General features: G+C 34.2%; 26 protein-coding genes and 2 pseudogenes. 23 read left to right on the top strand and 5 right to left on the bottom strand.

All coding sequences use genetic code 11. The features are described from left to right. Positions 1–76 precede the first annotated feature (76 nt). The 5 genes from rlmD (at position 77) to FP432_RS04555 (ending at position 4,733) form a co-directional block, all read left to right on the top strand. The gene (gene rlmD / locus FP432_RS04575) at positions 77–1,423 is read left to right on the top strand and encodes a 23S rRNA (uracil(1939)-C(5))-methyltransferase RlmD (protein WP_265488152.1); all 1,347 of its coding nucleotides are present in this window, start codon (positions 77–79) and stop codon (positions 1,421–1,423) included. 179 nt (positions 1,424–1,602) lie between these two features. Then, complete coding sequence (locus FP432_RS04570; protein WP_265488151.1) at positions 1,603–2,067, top strand: helix-turn-helix domain-containing protein; 465 nt, start codon at positions 1,603–1,605, stop codon at positions 2,065–2,067. Between the two features lie 92 nt (positions 2,068–2,159). Further along, entirely contained in the window at positions 2,160–2,408 is a 249-nt protein-coding gene (locus tag FP432_RS04565; protein ID WP_265488150.1) for a hypothetical protein, read from the top strand. Between the two features lie 197 nt (positions 2,409–2,605). Then, positions 2,606–2,818 carry a hypothetical protein gene (locus FP432_RS04560; RefSeq protein ID WP_265488149.1) on the top strand — a complete coding sequence of 71 codons (213 nt, stop codon included), beginning with the start codon at positions 2,606–2,608 and terminating at the stop codon, positions 2,816–2,818. A 16-nt stretch (positions 2,819–2,834) separates the two neighbouring features. After that, positions 2,835–4,733, top strand: a complete 1,899-nt coding sequence (locus FP432_RS04555; protein WP_265488148.1) for a GTP-binding protein — start codon at positions 2,835–2,837, stop codon at positions 4,731–4,733. 47 nt (positions 4,734–4,780) lie between these two features. Here FP432_RS04555 and FP432_RS04550 read toward each other — a convergent pair whose 3' ends face one another. Beyond that, positions 4,781–5,581 (bottom strand): Rpn family recombination-promoting nuclease/putative transposase, encoded by an 801-nt coding sequence (locus FP432_RS04550; RefSeq protein ID WP_265488147.1) that lies wholly within the window; start codon positions 5,579–5,581, stop codon positions 4,781–4,783. 194 nt (positions 5,582–5,775) lie between these two features. On the opposite strand from FP432_RS04550, the gene hpt reads away from it, so the two are divergent. Continuing rightward, positions 5,776–6,315: a hypoxanthine phosphoribosyltransferase gene (gene hpt / locus FP432_RS04545; protein ID WP_265488146.1), complete on the top strand. Its 540-nt coding sequence runs from the start codon at positions 5,776–5,778 to the stop codon at positions 6,313–6,315. Positions 6,316–6,372: 57 nt separating this feature from the next. Here hpt and FP432_RS04540 read toward each other — a convergent pair whose 3' ends face one another. After that, entirely contained in the window at positions 6,373–7,128 is a 756-nt protein-coding gene (locus FP432_RS04540; RefSeq protein WP_265488145.1) for an MIP/aquaporin family protein, read from the bottom strand. Between the two features lie 203 nt (positions 7,129–7,331). Here FP432_RS04540 and FP432_RS04535 point away from each other — a divergent pair, with 203 nt between their 5' ends. Continuing rightward, positions 7,332–8,798: an MFS transporter gene (locus FP432_RS04535; protein ID WP_265488144.1), complete on the top strand. Its 1,467-nt coding sequence runs from the start codon at positions 7,332–7,334 to the stop codon at positions 8,796–8,798. Between the two features lie 63 nt (positions 8,799–8,861). Here the strand turns inward: FP432_RS04535 and FP432_RS04530 are convergent, their stop codons facing one another. Continuing rightward, positions 8,862–10,067 carry a multidrug efflux MFS transporter gene (locus tag FP432_RS04530; protein ID WP_265488143.1) on the bottom strand — a complete coding sequence of 402 codons (1,206 nt, stop codon included), beginning with the start codon at positions 10,065–10,067 and terminating at the stop codon, positions 8,862–8,864. A 149-nt stretch (positions 10,068–10,216) separates the two neighbouring features. Here FP432_RS04530 and FP432_RS04525 point away from each other — a divergent pair, with 149 nt between their 5' ends. The 9 genes and pseudogenes from FP432_RS04525 (at position 10,217) to FP432_RS04485 (ending at position 17,987) form a co-directional block, all read left to right on the top strand. After that, entirely contained in the window at positions 10,217–11,299 is a 1,083-nt protein-coding gene (locus tag FP432_RS04525) for a M42 family metallopeptidase (protein WP_265488142.1), read from the top strand. Positions 11,300–11,308: 9 nt separating this feature from the next. After that, on the top strand, positions 11,309–11,818 hold the full coding sequence (locus FP432_RS04520; RefSeq protein ID WP_265488141.1) for a YbhB/YbcL family Raf kinase inhibitor-like protein: 510 nt from the start codon (positions 11,309–11,311) through the stop codon (positions 11,816–11,818). A gap of 179 nt (positions 11,819–11,997) precedes the next feature. Beyond that, the gene (locus FP432_RS04515) at positions 11,998–13,488 is read left to right on the top strand and encodes a peptide MFS transporter (RefSeq protein WP_265488140.1); all 1,491 of its coding nucleotides are present in this window, start codon (positions 11,998–12,000) and stop codon (positions 13,486–13,488) included. Positions 13,489–13,590: 102 nt separating this feature from the next. Next, positions 13,591–14,343: an amino acid ABC transporter ATP-binding protein gene (locus FP432_RS04510; RefSeq protein ID WP_265488139.1), complete on the top strand. Its 753-nt coding sequence runs from the start codon at positions 13,591–13,593 to the stop codon at positions 14,341–14,343. Between the two features lie 2 nt (positions 14,344–14,345). Further along, positions 14,346–15,174 (top strand): annotated as a pseudogene (locus FP432_RS04505) (transporter substrate-binding domain-containing protein). Beyond that, positions 15,167–15,805 (top strand): amino acid ABC transporter permease, encoded by a 639-nt coding sequence (locus FP432_RS04500; protein ID WP_265488138.1) that lies wholly within the window; start codon positions 15,167–15,169, stop codon positions 15,803–15,805. Before FP432_RS04505 ends, FP432_RS04500 begins: the two are co-directional and overlap by 8 nt. Before the next feature lie 19 nt (positions 15,806–15,824). Then, the gene (locus FP432_RS04495) at positions 15,825–16,478 is read left to right on the top strand and encodes an amino acid ABC transporter permease (RefSeq protein ID WP_265488137.1); all 654 of its coding nucleotides are present in this window, start codon (positions 15,825–15,827) and stop codon (positions 16,476–16,478) included. A gap of 116 nt (positions 16,479–16,594) precedes the next feature. After that, on the top strand, positions 16,595–17,101 hold the full coding sequence (locus FP432_RS04490; protein ID WP_265488136.1) for an acyl-CoA thioesterase: 507 nt from the start codon (positions 16,595–16,597) through the stop codon (positions 17,099–17,101). 88 nt (positions 17,102–17,189) lie between these two features. Further along, on the top strand, positions 17,190–17,987 hold the full coding sequence (locus FP432_RS04485) for a DUF4097 family beta strand repeat-containing protein (protein ID WP_265488135.1): 798 nt from the start codon (positions 17,190–17,192) through the stop codon (positions 17,985–17,987). Between the two features lie 36 nt (positions 17,988–18,023). On the opposite strand, the gene udk is transcribed toward FP432_RS04485, so the two are convergent. Further along, positions 18,024–18,656, bottom strand: coding sequence for a uridine kinase (gene udk, locus FP432_RS04480; protein WP_265488134.1), 633 nt, complete (start codon positions 18,654–18,656; stop codon positions 18,024–18,026). A 280-nt stretch (positions 18,657–18,936) separates the two neighbouring features. Between udk and FP432_RS04475 the strand changes: the two genes are divergently transcribed. From FP432_RS04475 to FP432_RS04465, 3 genes are all read left to right on the top strand, one after another. Next, the gene (locus FP432_RS04475; RefSeq protein WP_265488133.1) at positions 18,937–20,433 is read left to right on the top strand and encodes an ABC transporter substrate-binding protein/permease; all 1,497 of its coding nucleotides are present in this window, start codon (positions 18,937–18,939) and stop codon (positions 20,431–20,433) included. Then, positions 20,426–21,166: an amino acid ABC transporter ATP-binding protein gene (locus FP432_RS04470; RefSeq protein ID WP_265488132.1), complete on the top strand. Its 741-nt coding sequence runs from the start codon at positions 20,426–20,428 to the stop codon at positions 21,164–21,166. The genes FP432_RS04475 and FP432_RS04470 overlap by 8 nt, the downstream gene beginning before the upstream one ends. A 109-nt stretch (positions 21,167–21,275) precedes the next feature. After that, positions 21,276–21,806, top strand: a complete 531-nt coding sequence (locus FP432_RS04465) for a GNAT family N-acetyltransferase (protein ID WP_265488131.1) — start codon at positions 21,276–21,278, stop codon at positions 21,804–21,806. A 40-nt stretch (positions 21,807–21,846) separates the two neighbouring features. Here FP432_RS04465 and FP432_RS04460 read toward each other — a convergent pair whose 3' ends face one another. Then, positions 21,847–22,224, bottom strand: a complete 378-nt coding sequence (locus tag FP432_RS04460) for a PaaI family thioesterase (protein WP_265488130.1) — start codon at positions 22,222–22,224, stop codon at positions 21,847–21,849. Between the two features lie 36 nt (positions 22,225–22,260). Here FP432_RS04460 and menB point away from each other — a divergent pair, with 36 nt between their 5' ends. From menB to FP432_RS04440, 4 genes and pseudogenes are all read left to right on the top strand, one after another. Continuing rightward, a complete protein-coding gene (menB, locus tag FP432_RS04455; RefSeq protein ID WP_265488129.1) occupies positions 22,261–23,082 on the top strand; it encodes a 1,4-dihydroxy-2-naphthoyl-CoA synthase in 822 nt (273 codons plus the stop codon). Between the two features lie 11 nt (positions 23,083–23,093). Further along, positions 23,094–24,512 (top strand): o-succinylbenzoate--CoA ligase, encoded by a 1,419-nt coding sequence (locus FP432_RS04450; protein ID WP_265488128.1) that lies wholly within the window; start codon positions 23,094–23,096, stop codon positions 24,510–24,512. Between the two features lie 21 nt (positions 24,513–24,533). After that, positions 24,534–25,718 (top strand): annotated as a pseudogene (locus tag FP432_RS04445) (MFS transporter). 113 nt (positions 25,719–25,831) lie between these two features. Continuing rightward, positions 25,832–26,701, top strand: coding sequence for a phosphate ABC transporter substrate-binding protein (locus tag FP432_RS04440; RefSeq protein WP_265488127.1), 870 nt, complete (start codon positions 25,832–25,834; stop codon positions 26,699–26,701). Positions 26,702–26,708: the final 7 nt, after the last annotated feature.

Raw genomic sequence — 26,708 nt, 5'->3', positions numbered from 1 at the left:
ATTTTTTTAAAATTTGATGGTATAATTATTAAAAATACCGTCGTAGAAAGAAAAAAGTAAGAGAAAGAGGATACTTATGCAAAAGAACGAAATTGTAGAATTAGAAATTACTGATCTCTCTTATGAAGGAATGGGTGTAGCTCATCATGAGGGGCTCACTGTTTTTGTAAATAATGCTTTACCAGGTGAAGTGGTTAAAGCCAAGATTTTAAAAGTAAAGAAAAATTTTGCTTTTGCTAAGATTGAAGAAATGGTGAAGGAAAGTCCGGATCGAATGAAGGTTGGTTTGCGCCAATGGGTGCAAACAGGACTAGCTTCTTTAGCACATCTAAATTATGACAAGCAACTTGAATTTAAGCGTCAGCAAGTAGTTAATCTTTTGCAAAAAGCACACATGGATGATGTCGAAGTAGGACAAACTTTGGCTAGTCCCGAAGAAGTTGGTTACCGTAATAAGGGCCAAGTCCCAGTAAGAAACGTAAATGGTCAATTAGAGATTGGCTTTTTCCGCCGTCACTCACACGATTTGATGCCTTTGACTAATTTCTTTACTACTGATCCTGAAATTGACCGTACTCTTTTAGCAGTTCGTGATATTTTACGTAAGAATCAGGTTCCTGCTTATGATGAAAGGAATCATAAAGGTGAAGTGCGTTATCTTGATGTCCGCCGTTCTAAGGCAACTGGGGAAATTATGGTGATTTTGGTAACTTTGCACAAAGAATTTCCACAATTAGCCAAGGTGACTGAAGAAATTAGCAAAATTGATGGTGTAACTAGCGTTGTTTTGAATCATAATCCACAAAAGACCAATGTAATTCTGGGGAAAAAGGATTATTTGCTTTCGGGAAAAGATTATATTGTGGATAAAATTGGGGATGTCGAATTTAAAATTTCACCACAAAGTTTCTTCCAGATTAATTCATTGCAAACTCCTCGCTTATATCAATTAGCGATTGATAAGGCTGAATTAAAGCCGGATGATGTTGTAATTGATGCATATTCTGGGATTGGAACGATTGGTTTATCTGTGGCAAAACACGTCAAAGAAGTTCGGGGGATGGAAATAGTCAAGCCTGCTGTTGAAGATGCAAATAATAATGCTACTTTAAATGGAATTGATAATGCTCATTATGTAGTCGGAAAAGCTGAAAACATCATGCCTAAATGGGCAGCCGATGGCTTAAAGACAGACGTGATTTTTGTTGATCCACCTCGTAAGGGCTTAACTCCTGAATTTATTGAAGCGGCAGTCAAAACCGGTCCAGAAAAGATTGTCTATATTTCATGTAATCCAGCTACGATGGTACGTGATTTAGAACAGTTTAAAGATGCTGGATATAGCTTTGATAGAATTGATCCTGTGGATATGTTCCCACAAACACCACATGTTGAAGCAGTTAGTGTGTTGAAAAAGAAGTAATGAAACCAATCATAAAGATAGGAAATTAAGAAAGAAACATATAATTAGTTAGGATATATTATTGATGACGTGGCCACTATTTGTGGCGGACAATTGGCGGCTAATTGTCATAAGCATTACCTGGGAAATGATAGGTTGTTTTATTAGACTTAAGCTAAAAATGGTGGGAGGTCAATAAAATGAAGAAAAATAAAGTAAAAGAACTACGTTTATCCCAACATTTGTCTCAAGAACAATTAGCTGAAAAGGCAAATGTTTCTGTTAGAACTATTCAGCGTTTAGAAAATGAAGAAGACGTAAGTAGCTCTACCTTGAATTTAGTTGCAAAAGCGTTGAGAGTAAGTGTAGATGATCTATTATTCGAGCTTGATCCAGATGAGCAGCAAGAAAAATTACAAGAGCAAGAGGATAAACGTTATACCGAATTTCATACGTTTAAACTATTTTACAGTAGCATCTATATTGTAATAATGTTACTTATATATACGCTTATTTCCATGCTTTCTATTTCGGATAATGTCTATGATATTTTAGAAATTTTGTGGATAGGTGGCTGGATGGTAATGATTCCAGTAAGACGCTGGTTAATTGTAAATAAAGTAAATCCAAAATTAGATCAAAAATACCCTCTGACTGCTAATTAGAAAATAGAAGGTATGTTGTATCTGCATCTCAAAGATGAGAAGTGGCCTAACGATCCTGAATTATAAATTAATTATGAAGGGGGGGAAGAAAGATGAGTAAAAGAATAAAGAATTTGATTCTAGACTTAACAGCTGTTGTTATGCTAGTAGCCACTTTTTGGATTAAAAATAGTTCAGGTTCAATTATAAGCATAATTGCGTCTTTGATGTTAGTAGAGATTGCTATGAATTCCTTGGTTAATCGACCAGAGAAAAATAAAGTATTCTGGATAGTAGTAATTGTATTCTTCTTATTAAACATCGTATTACAATTGATAAGACTATGTTTAGGGTGGTTTTAAGAAAAAAGAAAGTTATAACTTAGAACTTAGTGTTTATAAGTTATAACTTTCTTTTTTTCTATTATCAGTGCTATAAAATTATGTGACTGAATTAGAATATTTTTTTGTTTAATTGCAATAACTGTACTATAGGCTCAAAGTTATCGTGATAAAATTGTTAGTAAGTAAGAAAAACAACATAATTTAAAGGATAATTTATGAGTAAATACGAACCACTTTGGAAATATTTAAGTACTAATAATAAAGAAAATTATGATTTGAGTTTTGAAGAAATTAAAGAAATTTTAGGTTTTGAGATTGATCATGCCTTTTTGACTTATAAAAAAGAGGCCCAAAACTATGGTTATGTGGTAGAAAAGATATCATTAAAGGGTAAAAGAATATTTTTTAATAAAGTAATGGGTAATTAACTAAAGGAAAATACTTATGAAACAGATAAATATTGGTATTTTAGCTCATGTGGATGCTGGTAAAACTACGCTTTCAGAAGCGATGCTATACAAAGCTGGCAGTCTACGCAAATTAGGAAGAGTGGATAATGGGGATGCCTTTTTAGATACTGATGTCTTAGAGAAAAAGAGAGGTATTACAATTTTTTCTCATGTAGCACAAATGGATTGGCAAGATACTCATTTTACCTTGGTTGATACACCAGGACACATCGATTTCGTGAACCAATTGCAGTCAAGTTTAAGTGTGTTAGACTATGCCATTTTAGTGATTTCGGCTGCTGATGGGGTAACTGCTTATACGAAGACTATTTGGCACCTTTTGGATAAACTCCAAATTCCTACGTTTATTTTTGTTAATAAGATTGATCAAGTAGACAATCAGGCAAAGATATTTTCAAATTTGCAAAAAGACTTAAGTGATGCCCTTGTGGATTTTACTGCGCCAAAGGCAGAAATAGATGAAAATATGGCCACCGTCGATGAGCACTTATTAGAAGAATTTTTAGAAAATGGGGTAATTTCTCTTGGAGAAATTAAAAAGTTAATAAAGAAGAGAAAGATTTTTCCAACATATTTTGGTTCAGCACTGAAACTTAATGGAGTTACTGAATTTCTCACTGGTCTTGACCAATATACACTTGCGCCTAATTTTACGGATGAATTTGGTGCACGTGTATTTAAGATTTCTTCTTCTCAAAATGAACGCTTAACTTGGGTAAAAGTCACAGGTGGAATTTTAAAAGCAAAACAGTCTTTAGGAGATGAAAAAGCCGACGAGCTTCGCCAATATAATGGTGAAAAATTTAAGACCGTTTCAGAGTTACAAGCAGGACAAATTAGCGTAATTAAAGGACTTACTTCAAGTTTTGTTGGTCAGGGATTAGGAGCAGAGCAAGATCTAAGTACAGCATATTTACAACCTGTTCTTAATTATAGTGTAGAAACAGCAGAAGATTTGCACCAAGTCTTAGTTGCGTTGCAAGAATTAGAGCAAGAAGATCCCTTACTAAAAGTAGAGTGGAGTAAAGATTTAGACGAAATTAGCGTCCAATTAATGGGGCAAATGCAGGCTGAAATATTAGAACAATTATTGCAAGAACGATTTAATTTAAACGTTAAATTAGTTCAAGGTAATGTTTTATATCAAGAAACAATTACTCAAGAAGTAGAAGCAGTAGGCCATTTTGAACCTTTGCGTCATTATGCTGAAGTTCACTTTTTGTTAAAGCCGTTACCAGCTGGTAGTGGAATTCAAGTGAAATCAGAATGTAGTTTAGAAATTTTGCCAAGTAATTGGCAACACCAGATTTTGCATGCATTAAGGGAAAAGACTCACTTAGGAGTATTAGGAGGTTTTCCTTTAACTGATGTTGAAATTGTTTTAATTGGTGGAAAAGGTAGTGAAGTTCATACAGTTGGTGGAGATTTTCGACAGGCAAGTTGGCGTGGAGTGCGTCAGGGGTTGATGGAATTAAAGGCTAAAGGAGCTGTGAAGCTTTTAGAGCCATGGTATGATTTTCGCTTAACCATTCCTTCTGACCAGCTTGGTCGTGCAATTAATGATATTCAGAAAATGGGTGGAAACTTTAAAATTGAAGGAGAAGACACTTTAGTTGGTCAAGCACCGGTGGCCCAAATGAAGAATTATCAACAGGAAGTAAGAAGTTATAGTCATGGTGAGGGAAGTTTAGAGTGTGTCGTAAGCGGCTATCAGGATTGCCAAAATAGTAGTGAAATTATCCAGAGCCAAAACTATGATCCATTGTCAGATATTGATAATACTCCTAATTCTGTCTTTTGCTATCATGGTGCGGGTCATACAATTACTTGGGATCAAGTACCTGAACATGCTCAATATCCTTATTTAAAATAAAGGACATCTCTTGGAAAACATATTATCCAAGGGATGTCCTTTTGTAATTAATTGATTAAATTAATAAGTTCTTTTAATTCTGCTCCAGATAAAGAATAATTATGGTTCTTTAGTTGAGAATAAATCTCCTCAGTTGTGAAACCATTTAATTTAAGCTTTTTAATTTCTTTTGACAAATTTAAGGAATCTGTCGCGCCCTTTTGTTCTCTCTCAAGTAGTTTTGTCTCGTATTCCATAATTGCTCTCCTTTTCTTAGGATCGTTATTAATTTGGTTGATTTTTTCTTCAGCATAGCGGATGTATTTATTAGAAGAATCAACTTTGCCTTGCATTAGGTCGATAATACTTAATAACTTTGAATTATGTGCAGCTGTAGTTGCTGTCCCATTAATAATTATTTTTGTCGATGCAGTATCTAATTGTAATTTTCTGTTTGAATCTTCATATTCGTGAAAACTATAGCTGGCTTTTCCCTGATTGAAATAATCAAACATGCATAAAAACACAATGTAAGACCTTTTAAGATTATTATACGTACTGCCAGAATCTAATGCAAAAGTATCAATTCTAGATTGATAGTAGCGCATACGTTTACCTAAATTATGCTCATTAGTATTTTGCATTTCCACATCAAATAGGTTGCCTTTATTATCTTTAACAAAAATATCAAGGCGAATGCCTTTTTCATCAGTATCGGTACCCTTAAATTCTTTTTGGGTTTCAATATTGATGATTTTGATTTCATCAAGCTCAGGGATTGTAGCTTGAATCATATACTTGCAAAATTCTTTATTTTTCATTACTTCCCCAAATACTAAATCTTGGGTAAAACCATACCATTTATTCATTACTACTCCTTAAAAAGATATTTGTTGCCATAAATAATTACGCAAAAACAACTTATATTTTAAAATACGAACAATATTAACTGAATCTTTTTACAAAGTTAGTAAATTACGTAATTTTTTAGATAAAAATAGTTTATTTATCTTTAAAATGTGTTAAAATCTTATCGTTGACAATTTTGAGTAAGGAAATAAACATGAATAACGATATTGAAAAAGTATTAATTAGCCAAGATAAGATGAATAAGCGTCTCGATGAATTAGCAGACGAATTAAACCAAAAATATGCTAATAGTGAAGAATTGCCATTAGTAGTTTCAGTCATGACTGGAGCTTTGATTTTTAGTGGCAAAATGTTAGAACGTTTAAACTTTATGATGAACCTTGATGTTGTTAAGGCTTCAAGTTATGAGGGAGCTCATTCAACTGGAAAAGTTAACTTAATTCAAGATGTTAAATATGATGTAAAAAATCGTCCGGTGATTATCATGGAAGATATTATTGATACTGGTCGCACTTTAAAATTTTTGAAGGACTTATTCTTAAAGCGTGGAGCTAAAAGCGTGGAGATTTGTGCCATGATGGATAAGCCACAAAGTCATGAAGTAGAATTACAAGGTGACTATATTGGTTTTAATGCTCCAAATGAATTTTTAGTTGGTTATGGGTTAGATTATGATGGATTGTATCGTAACCTTCCATATATCGGTGTCTTAAAGCATGAAGTTTATGCATAAAAATTTTGTAAAAAAATATGGCTCATTGAATTCAATGAGCCATATTTTTTAGTTTAATTAAAGTCCAAACGGAATTTTATAAAGGAAAATACCGATTGCTGCACCAACGATTGGGCCAAGTGATGCAACCCAACTATAGTTCCAATGTGCATTTCGATCTGAGTTTGGTACTGGTAAGATTGCATAAAGAATACGTGGACCTAAATCACGTGCCGGGTTAAGAGATGGACCAGAAACACCACCGAGTGCTAAAACCACACCCATAATCATAAATCCGACACCAATGTTAGCTATATCCATAGCGTTGTGGAAGAATAAGCCATGGTAAAGTCCAATTGCAACAAACATTAAAACACCAGTACCAACAACTTCAGAAATAAAACCATTTAACTTGCTGTTGTGGGTATCAGAAGTGGAGAAACAACCAAAGATAATATTTGCATCAGTAGTTTCTTTAAAACTTGGCCAGTAAACTGCAAGAAGAATTAACTGACCAACCATTGCACCAAGGAACTGAGCAATGATATATTGAGCTACATGAGTCCAAGGAAAGACGCCAGCAAAAGCTTGAGCTAACGTAGCAGCAGGGTTAATATGACAACCAGAAACGGAACCAAAGAGCATTGAAGGAATCATTACCCCAAAACCAAAACTGATTGCGATTAATAGCCAACCACCATTGCCTTTACTATCGTCATTGTTACCATTTGTTTTCTTCAAAACGGTATTCATTACAGCACCATTACCAAACATAACAAGAATCATGGTACCTAGAAATTCTGCAACATATTTTGCAAACCAAGTGTGTGCCATATTTTTTCTATGCCTCCTGAAAAAATAAGTGAAAAATAACAGCAAACACAATTATACATGAGTAACATTCACAAAGATAGAACTTTTTCAAGTAATTTGCATTTTAGTCAGAATAATTTAAAAAAGTCTTGGTAATTTTTAGAAAAATTTTGCATAATAAAGTAGCAAAAAGTTGTATGTAGTACCAAAGAAAGCGGAGAAGAATGAATAAAAAGCAAGTGACAATGGTTACAGTTGCCCTGATGTTAGGTAATGTAATGTCAGGTTTAGATGGCACAATAATCAATACTGCGATTCCAGCAATTGTATCTGCCTTACATGGGATTCAATTTATGGGATGGATTGTAGCGATTTTCTTGTTGGGGATGTCAATCTCAATTCCGATTTGGACCAAAATTGGTGAGAAAATTACTAATAAGCTAGCCTTTGAAATCTCACTAATTTTTTTCATTGTGGGATCAACTCTTGAAGGTTTAGCTCCTAATATTTTCTTCTTCCTAGTAGCGAGATTTGTTATGGGTATTGGTGCAGGTGGTATGGGATCACTACCTTATATTATTGCTGGTTATATTTTTCCAAATATTAAGAAGAGAACTCAAATTTTGGGCTATTTGACTGCAAGCTTTAATGGAGCAGCGATTATGGGACCCCTAGTTGGTGGTTGGTTAATTGATGCAATCTCTTGGCATTGGGTCTTCTATATTAATATTCCAATTGGCTTAATCGCGTTGATTATTAGCTTAATCTTTTATAAGCCAGTTACTCCACAAGCACCGGTAACGTTTGACGTACCAGGTGCCTTGTTATTGGTTTGTGGCTTAATTCTTTTCTTACTTGGTGTTCAAATGTTGGGATTAACTGCAACTTGGTTAGTAATTCTTTTAATTGTGGTAAGCTTGGGAATTCTGACTGGATTCTTTTATCATGAGAGTCGGGCAGATAACCCGATTATTCCGTTAGAATTATTTAAAAATAAAGATTTAAATGGTGACTTTTTACTGTTTGCTTTAAGTTGGGGTGCCTTCTTGGCAGTAAATACTTATTTACCAATGTGGGCACAGGCTTTGCTTGGCTTGTCAGCCTTGCTAGGTGGAATGACCTTAATTCCTAACTCGATTTTTGAAATTATTGCTTCCCAGATGGTGGCTACGATTCAAGAGCACTTGCGAACTTTTGCTTTGGTCTTGATTGGATTAATTACAATGGTAATCTCAGTAGCAGGACTATTTTTCTCAACTCTTCAAACGCCTTTATATATGCTGGTAATTATTGGTACTTTTTCTGGAATAGGAGTAGGTTTTATTTTCGTTGCCCTTCAAGTTAAAGTACAGATGGATGCTGGCAGCAAAAACATGGCTACTGCAACTTCTACTTCATATTTAATTAGAATCTTGGCTCAAACGATTATGGCCGCGGTTTATGGAGTTATTATGAACTTTGCTTTAGGAAATGGAATCAAGCAACATCATAATATTACGATGAAAATGTTGAATGAATTAAGTGATGCTAAAACTGCTAAATTATTGCCGCAACATTTATTACCATTGATGCGTGAAATCTTTCATAAGGGGATCCATCAAATTATGTTAGTATCTTTGATTTTGTTGATTTTAGCAGTGATCTTTAATTTTTACTTTAACTATAATAAAGAAAAAAGTAGCTTTAAATAATGACAAAATAAAATGGTATGGACAAATCAATTTATCCATACCATTTTTTAGTTAGCTTAAATTTTAACGATCCAAATTATGAATGACGTTTAGTTGGAAGAGACTTAAATTTAGAACCACAATGCCTGCAGTAACAAGGAAAACCATACTATAACTCGAAATACCAGCAACAGTTGAACCTAATAAAGGTCCGACAATATTTCCAATGTACATCGCACTTTGGTTCCAAGAAAAAATTCTTCCAGTAACTTGTGCAGGTGAATTTTTGGTTAATAAAGTTTGGACTTGTGGAATTAGACAAGCATCAGAAAATCCTACTAAAAATCTTAAAACTCCTAGTTGGATAGTATTTTGGACAAAAGCAGTTAAAAAGAAAAAAATAGTTGCAGCAATAAAACCACCAACAATAATTTTATGAGTCCCAATCCGGTCACCCCAAACACCAAAACGAGATGCAACTAAAAAAGTAGCAATTCCTGGTAATGCAGCTATTACCCCGGAAATAAATACAATATTACCATGATTCTGCATCAACTGGGCAACGTAGAGGGAGACAATCGGGTTGATAGAATTGTTAGCAGCTTGAATAATTAAAGTAGTTAATAGCAGACCAAAAATCAAAGCAGGAGAGCGCAATGCCTGAATTACACCTTTGGTGCTTTCTAGTTTTTTGTCTTCGATCGGCTTAAAGTCATCTTCATGAACAAAGAAAAGTGAAAGGAAAAAGATAAGCGTTAAAAGTCCACCAGTAATAAAGAAGGTAATTCGATAACTAAAAATAGAAGCTAAGGCACCACCAACAAATGGTCCTAATAAGTTGCCTGCAGTAAATGATGAAGCCATTGTACCTAAGGCTTGTCCTGATTTCTCCTTTGGTGTTTCAGTTGCTACTAAAGCATTTGAATTAGAAACATAGCCAGAGAATACTCCTTGGAACATTCTTAAACCAAACAATTCCCAGACATTTTGAACTAATCCCATGGCTGCCATAACAATAGCCATTCCAATAGAGGCACGTAAAATCATTAACTTACGCCCTTTTTTATCAGCAAGTTTCCCCCACCAAGGAGAAACAATGGCTGAAACAAAGTAGGTTCCAGAAAAAACTAAACCAGACCAGAAATTTAATTGCTGCTTAGAAAATTCACCTAAAGTCTTAATATATAAGGGCAAGAAAGGCATGACTTCTGAAAACGCAATTCCTGCGATAAAGACAGCGATTGATAGTACAAAAAGGTTTCGTTTCCAAATGGGCTTCTCTTTTTTCACGTACTCCACTTCCTCTTTTAAAACTGAATTCTATTTTACGCTTATTTTTTAGTTTAGCTAAGGGTAATTTTAGGGATTATTTTATAGATTAATTTCTAATAGATGATTAGAATAAAGGTAAAAATAGGTATTTTGTAATAGGAGTCGTCATGAAAAAAGAGCAAGAAATAGAAATGTTAAAAGAATTTTCTGATGCTAATTCAACATCAGGTTTTGAAGAAGAATTTGTTAAGCTTTTTTCAAGTTATGCTAAAGGTACAGCTAATATTGAGACTGATGGAATGTTAAATGTTTATGCTTCCAGGAAGGAAAATAAGGGAGATCGCCCAGTTATTCAAATGGATGCTCATTCTGATGCAGTTGGTTTTATTACTCAAGCAGTAAGACCAAATGGATTAATTAAGTTTGTTCCACTTGGAGGTTGGGTAAAATATAATATTCCTGCTCTTAAGGTAAAGATTAGAAACCGTGCAGGTGACTATATTTCAGGCGTGGTAGCAACTAAGCCACCACATTTTATGACTGCAGCTGAAAGAAATTCAATTCCGGATATAGCAGAAATGTCGATTGATGTAGGATCCTCTAGTCGTCAAGAAACTATCAATGATTATCAAATTGATACCGGTTGTCCAATTTTTGTAGATGTAAAATGTGAATATCATGAAAAATCAGGACTATTTTTTGGTAAAGATTTTGATGATCGGTTTGGAGCAGGAGCGATGATAGATGTCTTGGATAACTTAAAGAATGAAGAGACTAACTTTGATGTTGTATCTGCTTTATCTGCTCAAGAAGAAGTTGGCTTACGTGGAGCCTATGTTACTGGTAGAAAAGTTAAGCCGGATCTTTGTATTGTTTTAGAAAGTTGTCCAGCAGATGATACATTTGAGCCAGAATGGTTATCTCAAACTGGGTTGAAACGTGGTCCAATGCTACGAGACATGGATACAACATTTTTACCAAATCCTAAGTTTCAACAGTATGCGTGTGATTTAGCAGATAAAAATCATATTCCTTACACTCGTTCAGTAAGAACGGGTGGTGGTCAAGATGGGGCGGCTATCTATTATGAATATGGAGCTCCAACTATTGTAATTGGAATTCCAGTACGTTATGAGCACTCTCCATATTGTTTTAGTGCTTATAGCGATTTTAAGGCTTCAGTGGATCTGGCTACTGCAATTATTCGTGATATGACTAAGGAAAAATTAGATAGTTTTAAACTTATTTAGGTGAAACAAATGAAAGTAAAAGTAAATTTAAATAGTGAGGGATATTTACCTGATAAATATACTAAGCATGCGCCTGAAAATTTGAAGGTTGATGGCAAACCAGCTGTTTCTTTTCCAATTGAAATTATTGATGTTCCGGAAGGTGTTAAATCTCTAGCAATTTACTTAGATGATTTTGATTCTGTCCCTGTGTGTGGCTTTGTGTGGATTCATTGGTTAGCGGCTAATATAGATCCTAGCCATCATTTGATTCCTGAAAATACCAGTTTAGATCCGCAATTTGATTTAGTTCAGGGCAGAAATAGTAATGCAAGCAAGTTTTTGAGTGGCGAAACTGGACCCAAGCTTGGATATACTGGGCCACAACCACCAGATGGTACCCATAATTATACTTTGACTGTTTACGCCTTGGATAAAAAGCTGGCGCTACCTTCAGGATATTGGCTCAACGAATTTTTAGAAAAAGCTGAAGGCCATATTTTGGAAAAAGCAAAGATAAAATTACCTGTAAAAGCCTAAATTAAAAGAGTTTGAGTTGGTTACTTAATCTCTTTTTTGTGAGATAAATATTAAAATAGCACCATAATTATTATATACGTGAATAGTAATAAACTTGACTAAAACCTTGATAAAGTTATAAAATATAACAATCTTACTTTATAATTTATTAAAGTTAAAGAAAGTTAGGTTAAAATTTAATGGAAAATACAAAAAAAGAAAAGACATTCTTCGGACAACCTCAAGGACTGTCCGTCTTATTCCAGACTGAATTATGGGAAAGATTCAGTTATTATGGAATGCGTGCCATTCTTCTATTCTACATGTACTATGCAATTAGTCAGGGTGGATTAGGAATGAATCAAACCACCGCCGCATCTATTATGTCAATTTATGGTTCATCAGTAATGTTGGCATCAATTCTCGGTGGGTGGGTTTCTGACCGTATTTGGGGACCACGTAAAACTGTGTTTTATGGTGGTGTCTTAATTATGATTGGCCATATTGTCCTTTCATTCCCAATGGGTGTCGGTGCTTTATATACTTCAATTGTATTTATTGTTTTGGGTACTGGCCTTTTGAAGCCAAACGTTTCTGATATGGTTGGACATCTTTATGGTCCGAATGATAATCGACGTGATGCTGGATTCAGTATTTACGTTTTTGGGGTTAATTTAGGAGCAGCAATCGCGCCTATTTTAGTTCCATGGGCTAAAGATGGTTTTGGTTTTCATGCTTTTGGTAAAGTAGCTAACTTCCATGCTGGTTTTTCACTTGCGGCAATTGGAATGTTTATTGGTTTGGTTGTGTATTATTTTGGTGGAAAGAAGACTCTTTCAGAAAAGAGTTTGCATCCTGCTGATCCAATTCCTGCTGATAAGTTACGTTCAATTGTTTGGAAAACGCTTCTAATTATTATCTTAGTAGGAATAATTTTTGGAATTATGGCTGTTTTCAATTCTTTAAATATTGAAAATATTATTAATATCATAACTATCTTAGCCATTGCTTTTCCAATTTACTACTTTGTAATTATGTTACGTAGCCCTAAAGTTACTAAGAAGGAACACAAACAAGTTTTGGCTTATATTCCTTTGTTTATTGCTGGTGCAATCTTTTGGGGAATTGAAGAATCAGGTTCTACTGTTTTAGCGTTATTTGCTCAAAATAGAACAGTGCTTCACATTGGTGCATGGCACTTTGAAGCTGCCAACTTCCAAACTTTGAACCCATTATTTATCATGATCTTGACACCATTCTTCGTTTGGCTATGGGATACTTGGAAGAATCAGCCATCTGCAGCAGGTAAATTTGCAGCTGGTTTGGTGTTTGCTGGTCTTTCATACTTATTTATGACCCTTCCAGGTCTTTTGCATCCAGCAGGTCGAGTAAGTCCATTCTGGCTTGTAGGATCATGGTTCATTGTTGAAATTGCGGAAATGCTCATTTCACCTATTGGATTAGCTGCAACTAGTCGTTTAGCACCTAAGGCCTTTAGTTCACAGATGATGAGTTTATGGTTCTTATGTGACGCCGTAGGGCAAGCAGCATTTGCACAAATTGTTAAATTTTATTCAACTAAGACTGAAGTTCCATTTTTTGCAATTATTGGTCTTGTAAGTATCGTCTTTGGTATTATTCTTTTCTTCATGGTAAAGGGTATTGACCGACTAATGAGCGAAGAAAAATAAAAGTAAAATAAGATAAAAGTAATAAATAAAAAAGAGATTCAATTTTGGATCTCTTTTTTTGTAGTAAAATGGATCTGATAAGAAAAAATAGAGGAGAATAATATGGCAACACCAATAATTGAATTTAAGCATGTTGAAAAATATTATGGCAGCTACCATGCTTTAAGAGATATCAATTTGACCATCAATGCTGGACAAGTGGTTTCAATTATCGGACCATCGGGATCTGGTAAAAGTACTTTAATTAGAACAATTAATGGTTTAGAGGCAATTAATTCGGGTAAATTAATTGTTAATGGCTTTGATTTGGCAGATAAAAAAACTAATTTAAATAAAATTAGAAAAGATGTTGGAATGGTATTCCAGCACTTCAATTTGTACGATAACCATACTGTCCTTGAAAATATTACTTTAGCCCCTAAGATTGTTTTGAAACGCCCAGATGCTGAAAATAAAGAAAGAGCAATGGACTTGTTAAAACGAGTTGGCTTGGAAAATCGTGCTAATATGTATCCAGCTCAATTATCTGGTGGACAAAAGCAACGTGTTGCTATTGCTCGTTCATTGGCAATGAATCCAAAAGTGATTTTATTTGATGAACCTACTAGTGCCCTTGATCCAGAAATGATTCAAGATGTGTTAGATGTAATGCGTTATGTCGCAGATCAAGGTATTACAATGGTAGTTGTTACCCATGAAATGGGCTTTGCACGTGAAGTCGGCGATCGTTTGATTTTCTTTGACCAAGGTCAAGTTTTAGAAGATGAAAAACCTGAAGTATTCTTTGACCATCCAAAATCAGAGCGTGCACGTCAATTCTTAAGTAAAGTTATTACTGAGAAGTTGGGTGGCTAATCATGAAAAAATTTAAGAAAATTCTGGTCTTACCATTATTTCTCTTATTATTGTTTTCTTTATCAGCTTGTGGCCGCAAGTCTGAAGAAAATGTATATCAGCAAGCTAAGGAAGACAATACTATCTACTGGGGTGTAAAAGCTGATACTCGTTTGTTTGGGTTAATGGATATCAAAACTGGAAAAATTGAAGGTTTTGAAATTGATTTGGCCAATGCCTTAACCAAGCAAATCTTAGGAAAAAATGGTAAGGCGCAATTTATCCAAACCACCCCTAAAACAAGAATTCCTTTGTTAAAAAATGGAAATATCGATGCCGCAATTGCAACAATGACGATTACGCCAGAACGTAAAAAAACAAGTTGATTTTTCAGTTCCATACTTTAACGCAGGGCAATCACTATTGGTAAAGAATAGTAGTGATATTAAGAACATAGAGGATTTAAATGGTAAAACTGCAGTTGCTGTAAAAGGTACTACTGCAGTCGCAAACGTTAAAAAATTTGCTCCTAAAGCAAAAGTATTAGAATATGATGACTATGGTCAAGCTTTTGCAGCTCTAAAAGCAGGTCAAGGACAAGCTATGACTACTGATAATGGTGTTTTAGCCGGAATAGCAAGCGAAAATCCTGGTTATAAGTTGGTGGGTGGAACTTATACAACTGAACCTTATGGGATTGCAGTGAATAAGGGCCAAAAAGATATGCTTAAACGAATTAATAAAGGACTAGAAGAATTAAAAAAGGATGGAACTTATCATCGTTTAATTATGAAATGGTTCTCAGGAATTCCAGGATTCAATGTAAAGGAGGCTGAAGGTATTAATGGTTAAGATTCTAGTTGATAACTGGCCACAATTTATTCATGGCTTTTGGACCACCATTTGGTGTAGTTTAATTGCCTTATTCTTTAGCCTGGTTTTGGGAGTGGTTTTTGCTTTAATGGAAGTTGCTCCTTCAAAAGTAGCTAGTGCTGTGGCACACGTATACATTGAGATTTTTAGAAATATTCCTTTATTGGTTATCACAATGATTTTTTATTTGGTTGTACCAAGATCAGGAATTAAGATGTCCGGTTTTGCAGCTGGAACTATTGGACTAGCACTTTATTCGTCTGCTTTTATTGCGGAAACGGTACGCGCAGGTATTAATTCGGTTGGAAAAGGACAAATGGAAGGGGCAAGATCTAACGGAATGACCTATAGCCAGGCAATGAGATATGTGATTTTACCTCAGGCGTTAAGAATTGTTATTCCGCCACTAGGAAATCAGTTCGTCAACTTAATCAAGAATTCATCAGTTTTAGCCTTTGTTGCTGGTTTTGATTTGATGTACGAAGCAGATACGATTGCCTTTTCAACACTAGAAACGATTAATACTTATATAATTGTTGGCGTATTTTACCTTATCTTAACGTTACCGCTCAGTTATTATATGCGCTATCTAGAAAAGAAATTAGCCTAGAGAGGAGAAAGATTAGTCAATGGAAACCTTTATTCATGCATATTCTTGGATTGATATCCGCTTTCTTCTTCAAGGTTTGTGGGTAACGATCTATGTTTCATTAATTTCAATTGCTTTATCATTTGTTGTTGGAATTATTTTGGGTTTTATTCGTTATGTCAAAATAAAATATGTTTCAGCAGTCGTGGGATTTATTATTGATATCATACGTAATTTGCCACTATTATTAATTATCTTCTTTACCTATTTTGGATTACCAGAATTAGGCTTAGTTACTGATCCAACTGTAGCTTCAATCATTGCTTTAGTAGTATTTGAAGGGGCAATGGTTGCTGAAATAGTTCGGAGTGGGATTGGAGCTGTAGATCCTGGTCAAATGGAGGGCGCCCGTTCAAATGGGATGACCTACATGCAGGCCATGACTCATGTTATTATGCCTCAAGCCCTTCATAAGATGGTACCGTCCTTGTTGTCTCAGTTTGTATCTTTAGTTAAGGATACTTCTTTAGCAACGATTATAGTGTTGCCAGAATTGCTGTATCATGCCCAAATTATCTATGGACAAAATTCAACCTATTTGATTCCAATGTATATTATTATTGCAGTAATGTACTTTATTGTATGTTTTTCGTTATCAATGTTTGCCAACCATTTGCAAAAGACAGGCTGGTAAGATTGAATAAAACTGATTTCCTTTTATCGGAAAATCAGTTTTTATTTTTATGCTTTTTTATTTAAAGGAGAATAGATGATTTGCTTAAATTATTTAAGGTTTAAAGGAGAAATTCGATGAATACAATCAAGTGTAACGATACTTTAGTAGTTTCAAACCACCTGGTTTTAAATTCTGATTTAAATGAACATGAAACAGTATATGGAGGTAGAATTCTAGAGTTGGTAGACGGACAAGCTTCCATTGCTGCCTCGAGAGTGGCTCGCAGCAGGCTTGCCACTGCAGCTTTGGATAAAATTCAATTTCTTCAACCGTTTAAACTAGGCGATTCAATGTGTTTAGAAGCATATGTAACTGGATTTGGTAAGCGTTCAATCGAAGTTTTTGTAAAAATAATTGGTGAACATTTATTAACTGGTGAACGCTTTCTAGGATTTTATTGCTTTATGATTTTTGTAATCCTTGATCCTATGAAAAGGGTAAATTATGAAAAACTAATTGCTGAAACAAAAGAACAAAAAAAGCTTACAGGTTTGTATTCAAAAAGAATGGAAGTACGTAAAAATGAACGTCGAAGACAAGAAGGTTTTTTATCTGATATTTCTCTTGATAAGCCTTGGTAAAATTTTGCTCCGAATTAAAAAAGTAGTACAATAATCAAATCACAATCTTATTTAATTACTTATTGAAAGTTTAGTAAGAGGAAAAATTATGAATTTTGGCGATTTACTTGGAATCAAATGTAAAACTTATCATAAAAAAGTTTTTAAATTAAATTCTTTTTCTAAAATTATCGGAAAGTTTGCAAAAATAACTCTTTTTATTGAAAGAGGAAATGATTATCAACTTGTGTTTGCTGGAAATGAAAATCTCTTGCCGACTTTCAAAGTGCAAGATGATACACTTTATATTCGCCAAACTCCCCATTTAAATAGACAGGGAATTTTGGCAAATCAAGTCTTAAAAATAATTATTCCTGCTTCATGTGAATTGCAAGAGTGTGAACTTTTTAATAAATTAGGTGATATTGATCTCAACAAGTTAAATATTGAAAAGTTACATGCAATGTGTCAGGAAGGTCAATTAAAAGTTTATAATTCTAGAATTGGAAAAACTGAACTTAAAACTAATTGTGGTGATCTCATTGTCCATAGCTGTACCATTAATGGGGGCAGTTTATCTGCTTATGAAGGTGAGTTAAAAGTTCTGTGCTCTGATTTAAATGAAATAAAGTTAGATGTTACTGAAGGAAATATTATTATGACTGATAATACTCTTCGTGGTGGTTCAAGCTCTCTTTATGAAGGTAACTTTACATTAACTAATGTAATTTTAAAGAGCGATTATATTGTGAATAATAATGAAGGGAATAATACCGCTTGGAATATAAATGTTAAAAGGGCAGATCTAGAGAGCACCAATGGTACAAGTTCAATGAAAGCTAAACTTAATCCAACTGGTTTTGTTTTAAGGATGGTTACTCTAGATGGCGATAATTTGGTCAAGTAAAAAGGGAAGAAGTGGTTACTTCTTCCCTTTTCTTAATTAGCGCGTTAAAACGGAACGAATTTTAGTAGTTAACATATCAATGGCAACAGTATTTTCTCCACCTTCTGGCACAATAATATCAGCATAGCGCTTAGTTGGCTCAATAAACTGGTTGTACATTGGCTTAACTGTAGCTAAGTATTGTTTAATGACTGAACTTACAGTTCGTCCACGTTGTTCAGTATCGCGTTGTAAGCGACGAATAAATCTGATATCCTCATCAGTGTCAACAAAGACCTTGATGTCCATTAAATCACGAAGTTTTTTATCAGAAAGAACTAGAATTCCTTCTAAGATTATAATATCTGCTGGTTCAGTATGAATGGTTTCATGACTTCTAGTGTGGGCGGTAAAGTCATAAACTGGCATTTCAATGGATTGATAATGGATTAACTCATCTAGTTGTTTTACTAGTAATTCCATGTCAAAAGCGTCTGGATGATCGTAGTTTATTCTCTTTCTCTCATCCATTGAAAGTTTGTCATTATTCTTGTAGTAAGAATCTTGTGTAATAGTCAAAATACGATCATTTTGATGTAATTGGTTGTAAATTTCGTTAGCAATAGTTGTTTTACCACTACCAGATCCACCGGCAATTCCAATAATTATTGGTCGTTCACTCTTCAGCATGACAATTCTCCTTCTTTAAACTATTACAATGATACTCTAAAATAATGAAAAATGGGCAGTATATTACGATATTTATCCTATTTTTTGTACTTTTTATTAATTTTATGAATAATTTAGGGCAAAAAATTAAAGTTTACAAATACTATAGCTAAGTATTAAGTAAGTATGATACTATATTAAAAATAATTTAAAAATAAAGTTTGGAGCGAAAGTATATGAAACGACGACGTAACTCAACAGCAATTAACAAATTTAAATAAAATAGAGGAGCTTAATTTTAATGAAAAATTCCAAAATAGCCAAATTTATTTTGGCTTTATTGCTGTTAGTTACCCCAGTACTTGGGCTTTTTAATTCTAAGCCAGTTCAAGCTGCTATAAAAACAGAAAAAGTGGCAACTGGTAGTGTAATGAAAAAGATTAAAAAAAGTGGCAAATTGATAGTTGGAACATCAGCTGACTATCCTCCGCTTGAATTTACTAAGAGTGGTCATGGTAAGACACAATATGTGGGCATAGATATGGAGCTTGCAAAAGATATTGCAAAAGATCTTCATGTCAAACTTGTAGTAAAAAATATGAGTTTTGATTCACTTTTAGTAGCACTTGAAACCGGAAAAGTAGATATGGTTATTTCAGGGATGTCACCAACTCCTGAACGTAAACAAAGTGTTGCATTTTCTAATATTTACTATCGTGCTAAGGGGGATTATTTCTTAGTTAATAAAAAGGATGCCCATAAATATACTACAATCGCGAGTTTAAAGGGAAAAACTGTAGGGGCTCAAACTGGAAGTTTGCAATACGATGAAATCAAAAAGCAGATGCCAGATTCTACACTTAAGGGGTTAAACAAAGTTAATAACTTAGTATTAGCACTTCAATCAGGTAAAGACACAGCTTTAGTGTTAGAAGAATTAACGGCAAAGGCCTATCAAGAAAATAATCCTAATTTAGTTGCGATTAAATCTAACTTAAAGACTACTCAATCTGGCAACGCCGTTGCTATGGCTAAAGGTCAACCTGATTTAGTAAATGCGGTTAATAAAACAATCAAGCGCGTAAAAAAAGAAAATTTAATTGATAAAAAATATTTACCAGCCGCTGCTAAGGAAATGAAAACTGCTAATAAGCATAATACGATGCTAGCTTATTGGAATTATTTCTTAAAGGGTATTTGGTATACCATTGTTATTACAATTTTTTCTGTTTTAATTGGTATCATTTTAGGAACCTTGTTAGCTTTGATGCGCTTATCAAAGAATCCACTTATTCACTGGATTGCGGTCTGCTATATTGAATTTATTCGTGGCACCCCACAAATGGTACAAATATTATTTGTTTACTTTGGTATCGGATATTTGATTTCTAACATGTCAGCTCTATTAGCGGGAATCATTGCGATTGGACTTAATTCAGGAGCTTATGTCGCAGAAGATATCCGTTCAGGAATTAATTCACTACCAAAAGGTCAAAATGAAGCTGCTAGATCGTTAGGACTAAGTAGAAGTGAAGCTTATCGTTATGTAATTATTCCCCAAGCAATAAAAAATATTTGGCCAGCATTAGGTAATGAATTTATTACCTTAGTAAAAGACAGTTCTTTAGTATCAGTCATAGGTGTTGGGGAATTAATGTATCAAACTCAATTAGTTCAAACTTCCACTTATAAAGGAGTTTTACCGTTATTTATAGCGATGATAATCTACTTCATCTTGACCTTCTCATTGACTAGATTGTTGAACCACTTTGAAAAGAGGATGAAGAAAAATGGCTAATAACAAATTAATTGAAGTTAAACACTTAAAAAAGAATTATGGTTCAAAAGAAATCCTAAAAGATATCAATGAAAATGTTACTAAGGGACAAGTTATTTCAATTATTGGGCCATCAGGCGCAGGGAAGTCAACCTTTTTACGCTGCTTAAATGTCTTAGAAACACCAACTGCTGGAAAAGTTATCTTTGAAGGTAGTGATTTAACTCATGTAAAGGAAAGAGAACTAGATGCTTTAAGGGAAAAAATGGGCATGGTTTTCCAGAATTTTAATCTTTTTCCAAATATGAGTGTAATGGAAAATATTAAGCTAGCACCAATGAAAGTTAAAGGTGTGAGTGATGAAGAAGCAACTAAGACAGCTATTAAGCTCTTAAAAAAGGTAGGCTTAGAACAAATTGCTAAGCAATATCCAACCAGTCTTTCAGGGGGACAACAGCAGCGTGTAGCCATTGCTCGAGCTTTAGCGATGGATCCTGAAGTGATGCTTTTTGATGAACCTACTAGTGCCTTAGATCCAGAAATGGTTGGTGAGGTTTTAAAGACAATGCATGATTTGGCTGATTCAGGAATGACAATGGTAATTGTTACTCATGAAATGGGATTTGCCAGAGAAGTATCTGATCAAATTTGGTTTATGGCAGATGGGTATGTACTTGAAAAAGGAAAACCTGAAGAAATTTTTGATCATCCTCAAAGTAAGCGTGCTCAAGATTTTTTATCAAAAGTTTTATAAAGATAATCCATGGCTTCCCATGGGTTATTTTTATAAGTGAATTACTTTTACATAAAATTTGCTTTTTCGTATAATAGTCTTTTGTAAAGAATTGAAAGGGATGAAAAGTATGAAGCTTAGACAAGCAACTAGTTCAGATTTTGATCAAATTATGATGATACTAAAAGATGGAGCCAATCAACTCGCTGAGCGCGGAGTTGAGCAGTGGCAAGGAGATTATCCATCCCCTGATCAAATTAAAGAGGATATAGAAAATGGTTGGGCATATTTAGCTCAGTCAGATGATGATCAAACTGTTGGAGCTATTGCAATCGTTCCTGGACCTGATCATGTATATGATAATTTACATGGTGATTGGTTAATTGATACAGATAAATATTTAGTAATTCACCGTGTGGCGATTCATTCACAACATGCTGGTCATGGATATGCAACACAGTTATTAGAAGGCGTAATTAACTATATTCGTAATAATCGCCCAGATGTAGATTCAATTAGAATTGATACCCACGAAGATAATAAGGCAATGCAACACTTGATTGACAAGATGGGCTTTAGCAGAGTGGGAGAATTACACGGAGTATATCGCCCTGACGAAATTTCATATGTTTATGAAATGCTAACAAAAGAAAATAATTAATAAAAAAGAGGTTTTAGATTCAATATCTAAAATCTCTTTTTTATTTAGGCTGCCTTTTATTCATTAAGGTGACTGTGCTTGCACTAATCAAATCATTTTCATTAAATTCTTTAACTTCCCATGTTTGCATAGTACGACCAGTTTTAAGGGGTGTAGCAATAGTTTTAATTCGTCCTTTTACTACCCGTCGTAGGTGCTGTGTGGTAAGATTGACACCAATAGCGATTTGAGTTTGACCTTGAGCTTTTAGCCATTCATTTGCACCAAGAGAAGCGGCTGTTTCAGCTAATACAGCATTAATTCCGCCGTGAACAATGCCATAAGGCTGTTTTAATTTATCGCTTACTTCAATCGTGATGATTGCTTGGTTAGCTGTGATAGATTGAATCTGAATTTCTAGATTTTCTAATAAATTCATTTATGAAACCTCGTTTATTAAAAGGAGAATGAAGATATGACAAAAGTAAATTGGGAGACAGTAAAGGATTATTCAGAAGTTATTTTTGAACGTTCAGGCAAAATTGCTAAGATCACCATGAATCGTCCAGAAAAAATGAACGCTTTTACACCAGTCACTGTGCAAGAAATGATTGATGCATTTACTATCTGTAGAGATGATAGCACAATTGGAGTAATTATTTTAACTGGAGCGGGTGATAAGGCATTTTCATCTGGTGGTGACCAAGGTGTACGTGGTAATGGTGGTTATGTAGGCCCAGATAAAATTGCTCGTTTAAATGTCTTAGACTTACAACACTTAATTAGAATTATTCCTAAGCCAGTGATTGCAATGGTAAAAGGCTGGTCAGTTGGCGGTGGTAATATTTTACAATTAGTATGTGATTTAACAATTGCTGCTGACAATGCAAAGTTTGGGCAAACTGGTCCTAAGGTAGGTAGTTTTGATGCAGGCTATGGATCTGGATTACTAGCAAGAACTATTGGTGAAAAAAGAGCTAAAGAGGTCTGGTTCTTAAATCATTTTTATACTGCCGAAGAAGCTTATCAAATGAATTGGATTAACAAAGTAGTACCTTTAGATAAAGTAGAAGAAGAGACTATAGCTTGGTGTGAAGAAATTTTGAAACGATCACCAACAGCATTACGTTTTATCAAGGCTGCCATGAATGCTGCAACAGATGGTTTAGCTGGTTTACAGCAGTTAGGTGGGGATGCAACGATGCTCTTTTACACTACTGATGAAGGTAAAGAAGGCCGAGATGCATTTAATGAAAAACGAGATCCTAATTTTGATCAATTTCCTAAATTTCCATAAAGAAGGCCCTTATGGAAACACAAAATTGGTTATTAAAACAAGCTGCTACGCAGCCTAATCATTTAGCAATTGATGATGGAAAGCAAAAACTTACTTTTGGTGAATTAAAAGAAAGGGTCGAATTAGTTGCTGGTAAGTTAAATTTATTAACTCCTGGTAACGCAGTGGGTTTATTAGCGAAAAATGATATTGAAAGTTATTGTTTAGCTCTAGCAGTTATATCAACGGGGCGTAGTATTGTTTGGCTAAATTGGCGTTTATCTGATGAAGAATTGAGACGACAAATAAAAGATGCTAAATTGCGATTATGTTTAGTTGATAGAAATTTAAATCGTACAATGATGGCTACTAATAAAGTATTTATGGAGTTTAAGGATTTTTTTGCTCTTGAAGCAAAACCAGTGAATTTAGTAGATACATTTGATTTCGATAAAGTAGCTAGTATTATGTATACTTCTGGTACAACTGGTGATCCAAAGGGAGTGTTACAGACTTTTGCTAATCATTTTTATTCAGCAATTTCTTCTGCGCTGAATTTAGGTTTAAAAAATACCGATGAATGGCTCTGTGTAGCACCAATTTTTCATATTAGTGGTTTTTCGATTGTTATGCGTGGCTTAATTTATGGAATGACAGTACGTTTAGTAGATAAGTTTGAGTCAGAAAAAATTGAAAATATTTTAGTTCAAGAACCAATAACAATTATGTCGGTCGTTCCTTACATGTTAAAAAAATTACTACTTCAACAGCAGACCTCTCATAAGCATTATCAAAATTTATTTCGCTGTATGTTGTTGGGCGGTGGCACGATTGATTTGGTTACTTTGCAACAATGCGAACAGTTAAAAATTCCAGTTGTTCAATGCTATGGGATGACAGAGACTTGTTCTCAAATTGTTGCTCTTAGTGCAGGTGATGCTTTACGAAAGCTTGGTTCAGTAGGTCAACCATTATTTTCTACACAATTAAAACTAAGTTCAAAAAACGAGGTTTTAATTAAAACTCCTGCTTTAACTCCTGGCTATCTTAACCTTCCAAAAAAACTTCCTGCTAAAGAAGTTGATGGATGGTATAAAACGGGAGATGTTGGTCATTTAGATCAAGAGGGCTTTTTGTATATTGATGGAAGATTGGATGATATGTTAATTTCTGGAGGAGAAAATATTTTTCCACAAGAAGTTGAAGAAGTCTATTCCCAAGATTCAGAAATTAATGACATAGCTGTTGTTGGAAAAGATGATCCTGAATGGGGGCAGGTACCAGTAGCATTTGTTGTAGGAAAACCACAAAATTCAGAGGATTTAATTGCCTATGGTTATGCACATTTAGCACATTATAAGGTGCCACGAGAATTTGTTTATGTGGAAGAATTACCAAAGAATGCTAGTGGAAAAATTCAACGTTTTAAGCTACAAAAAAGATTAGATTAATGGAGAAATTAAAAGTTAAGGATGAAAGCTAAAAATTTAAAACGACTATGTTCGTTTTTACTATTGTATTTAGGTTATATGTTATTGTTCGCAGACCGAACAGTATTAAATATTTCACTTGCCTATATAGGAAAAGATTTTCATGTTGGAGCTGCCGCCTTGGGAACTACAGCCAGTGCATTCTTTTTAGGTTATACACTAATGCAAATTCCTGGGGGTTACTTGGCTGATCGCTTCGGTAGTAAGGTAATGATTATTCTATCTTTATTACTTTGGTCAATTATGACTGTGATTACTGGATGGGCTTGGTCATTAAGTTCATTGATTGTTATTCGTTTTATCTTTGGGATTACTGAGGGGCCTTATCCCTCTGCAGCTTTAAAAAATATATCTGAAGATTATGGAGAAAAAGAAAAAGCACAAGCAACTTCAGCGTTAATTTCTTCTAATTATTTAGGAGCTGTCCTTGCACCACTAATAATTGTTCCAATTATTGCTGCAAGCAGTTGGCGTTTCTCTTTTGTATGGTTGGGAATCGCAGGTTTAATTATTTTAATTGTTTATTATCTGCTTGAGCGTCCGATAAATAGTGAGAGAAAAGAAAAGTTTGCACGTCAAAAGATTGATTGGAAAAATATGGATAAGCGCCTCTGGGCATTTATAATTATAGGCTTAGCTTTGAATATAATTACAAAAGGTTTAGAGACCTGGATGCCAGTTTATTTCTTACAAGCAAGAAAAATTAATTTAAAAAGTTTAACTTGGCTTGTCCCATTACCTACCTTAGCTGGTGGCGTAGCAGCTTTTATTGCTGGATTTGTTATGGTGCATATTTTTAGAAATCATGAACGTTGAATGATAACTGTTTCGTCAGTTCTAACTTTAATTTTTATGTTTGGATTATATAAATCTGCTTCACTTGGTGCAATTGTTACCTTTGAAATGCTAGTTTATTTCTTTAAGTCATTGGCATTTACGGGAATCTTTAGTTTTATTTCTCAGATAATCTTAGAAAAGCAGTATGGTTCAGCAGTTGGAATTGTTAATTTTGGTGGACAATTGGGAGGTTTTATTGGCCCTTTATTAATTGGATTAGTAGTTCAATATAGTGGTTCATACACGATGGCATTTTTAAGTTTAGTATTTAGTGCTCTAATAGCAGTCATAGCTTGTTTATTTATCAAGAAAAAAGAAGTTATTGAATAAGAAAAGATAGAGATCGAATTTTTTCGATCTTTATTTTTTTGCATAAGTTTGCCTTTAGTAGCTATATGGTAAAATATTAATTGTTTATATAAAATTTTATATGGAGTAGCTGAATGCACAGACTAAATTATAAAAAATTATCTTTAGCATTAATTGCTTTATTACTTATTGGTCTTACTACTGCTTGTTCAAATTCTAAGGCAAACAAGGTAACTGTAATGGGATCCTCTGCTATGCAAGTTTTAGCTGAGCAAGCAGGTCATGATTTCCATAAAGATCATCCTAATAGCAATATTATTGTTCAAGGTGGTGGATCTGGTACAGGATTAAGTCAAATACAAGCTGGTGCAGTTGAAATTGGTACGTCAGATGTATTTGCAGAAAATCAAAAGGGAATCGATGCTTCTAAGTTAACAGATTATAAAATTGCCGTTGTTGGAATCATTCCGATTGTGGATAAAGGGACTGGTGTAAAGAATTTATCCACCGAGCAATTAGCACAAATTTTTATGGGTAAAATTACGAATTGGAAACAAGTAGGTGGAAAAAATATTCCTATTACTGTTATCAACCGCTCTAAAGGAAGTGGAACACGTTCTACTTTTGAAAGATTAATTTTAGGTAATCGTGAACCAATGAAAGCGCAAGAACAAGACTCGAATGGGACTGTGAGAAAAATTGTTAGTTCAACTCCAGGAACTATTTCTTACATTTCTGCTCCTTATGCTAAAGATTCTCATATTCAAAAATTAAGTTTAAATGGCGTTAAGCCCACAAATGAGAATATTACAACTAATAAGTGGAAATTATGGTCATACGAACATGCATATACAAAAGGTAAAACTAATAAAATGACTAAGGAATTTCTTAATTATTTGCTTTCGAAGAAAGTACAAAATGGCTTAATTCCACAATTAGGTTACATTAGTATCGATGAAATGAAAGTTACTCGTGACAGTAATAATCAGGTTATAAGTAATTAAAGGCTGG

The sequence above is a fragment of the Lactobacillus sp. PV034 genome, assembly GCF_014522305.1.
GTDB lineage: Bacteria > Bacillota > Bacilli > Lactobacillales > Lactobacillaceae > Lactobacillus.
Note: the sequence above shows the minus strand (reverse complement) of the source record. Positions and strands in the feature narration are given on the sequence as shown.

Bases quoted from the DNA above. Each gene is read 5' to 3' on its own strand.
- rlmD (WP_265488152.1), top strand. From the start codon at position 77: ATGCAAAAGAACGAAATTGTAGAATTAGAAATTACTGATCTCTCTTAT.
- FP432_RS04570 (WP_265488151.1), top strand. From the start codon at position 1,603: ATGAAGAAAAATAAAGTAAAAGAACTACGTTTATCCCAACATTTGTCT.
- FP432_RS04565 (WP_265488150.1), top strand. From the start codon at position 2,160: ATGAGTAAAAGAATAAAGAATTTGATTCTAGACTTAACAGCTGTTGTT.
- FP432_RS04560 (WP_265488149.1), top strand. From the start codon at position 2,606: ATGAGTAAATACGAACCACTTTGGAAATATTTAAGTACTAATAATAAA.
- FP432_RS04555 (WP_265488148.1), top strand. From the start codon at position 2,835: ATGAAACAGATAAATATTGGTATTTTAGCTCATGTGGATGCTGGTAAA.
- FP432_RS04550 (WP_265488147.1), bottom strand. From the start codon at position 5,581: ATGAATAAATGGTATGGTTTTACCCAAGATTTAGTATTTGGGGAAGTA.
- hpt (WP_265488146.1), top strand. From the start codon at position 5,776: ATGAATAACGATATTGAAAAAGTATTAATTAGCCAAGATAAGATGAAT.
- FP432_RS04540 (WP_265488145.1), bottom strand. From the start codon at position 7,128: ATGGCACACACTTGGTTTGCAAAATATGTTGCAGAATTTCTAGGTACC.
- FP432_RS04535 (WP_265488144.1), top strand. From the start codon at position 7,332: ATGAATAAAAAGCAAGTGACAATGGTTACAGTTGCCCTGATGTTAGGT.
- FP432_RS04525 (WP_265488142.1), top strand. From the start codon at position 10,217: ATGAAAAAAGAGCAAGAAATAGAAATGTTAAAAGAATTTTCTGATGCT.
- FP432_RS04520 (WP_265488141.1), top strand. From the start codon at position 11,309: ATGAAAGTAAAAGTAAATTTAAATAGTGAGGGATATTTACCTGATAAA.
- FP432_RS04515 (WP_265488140.1), top strand. From the start codon at position 11,998: ATGGAAAATACAAAAAAAGAAAAGACATTCTTCGGACAACCTCAAGGA.
- FP432_RS04510 (WP_265488139.1), top strand. From the start codon at position 13,591: ATGGCAACACCAATAATTGAATTTAAGCATGTTGAAAAATATTATGGC.
- FP432_RS04500 (WP_265488138.1), top strand. From the start codon at position 15,167: ATGGTTAAGATTCTAGTTGATAACTGGCCACAATTTATTCATGGCTTT.
- FP432_RS04495 (WP_265488137.1), top strand. From the start codon at position 15,825: ATGGAAACCTTTATTCATGCATATTCTTGGATTGATATCCGCTTTCTT.
- FP432_RS04490 (WP_265488136.1), top strand. From the start codon at position 16,595: ATGAATACAATCAAGTGTAACGATACTTTAGTAGTTTCAAACCACCTG.
- FP432_RS04485 (WP_265488135.1), top strand. From the start codon at position 17,190: ATGAATTTTGGCGATTTACTTGGAATCAAATGTAAAACTTATCATAAA.
- udk (WP_265488134.1), bottom strand. From the start codon at position 18,656: ATGCTGAAGAGTGAACGACCAATAATTATTGGAATTGCCGGTGGATCT.
- FP432_RS04475 (WP_265488133.1), top strand. From the start codon at position 18,937: ATGAAAAATTCCAAAATAGCCAAATTTATTTTGGCTTTATTGCTGTTA.
- FP432_RS04470 (WP_265488132.1), top strand. From the start codon at position 20,426: ATGGCTAATAACAAATTAATTGAAGTTAAACACTTAAAAAAGAATTAT.
- FP432_RS04465 (WP_265488131.1), top strand. From the start codon at position 21,276: ATGAAGCTTAGACAAGCAACTAGTTCAGATTTTGATCAAATTATGATG.
- FP432_RS04460 (WP_265488130.1), bottom strand. From the start codon at position 22,224: ATGAATTTATTAGAAAATCTAGAAATTCAGATTCAATCTATCACAGCT.
- menB (WP_265488129.1), top strand. From the start codon at position 22,261: ATGACAAAAGTAAATTGGGAGACAGTAAAGGATTATTCAGAAGTTATT.
- FP432_RS04450 (WP_265488128.1), top strand. From the start codon at position 23,094: ATGGAAACACAAAATTGGTTATTAAAACAAGCTGCTACGCAGCCTAAT.
- FP432_RS04440 (WP_265488127.1), top strand. From the start codon at position 25,832: ATGCACAGACTAAATTATAAAAAATTATCTTTAGCATTAATTGCTTTA.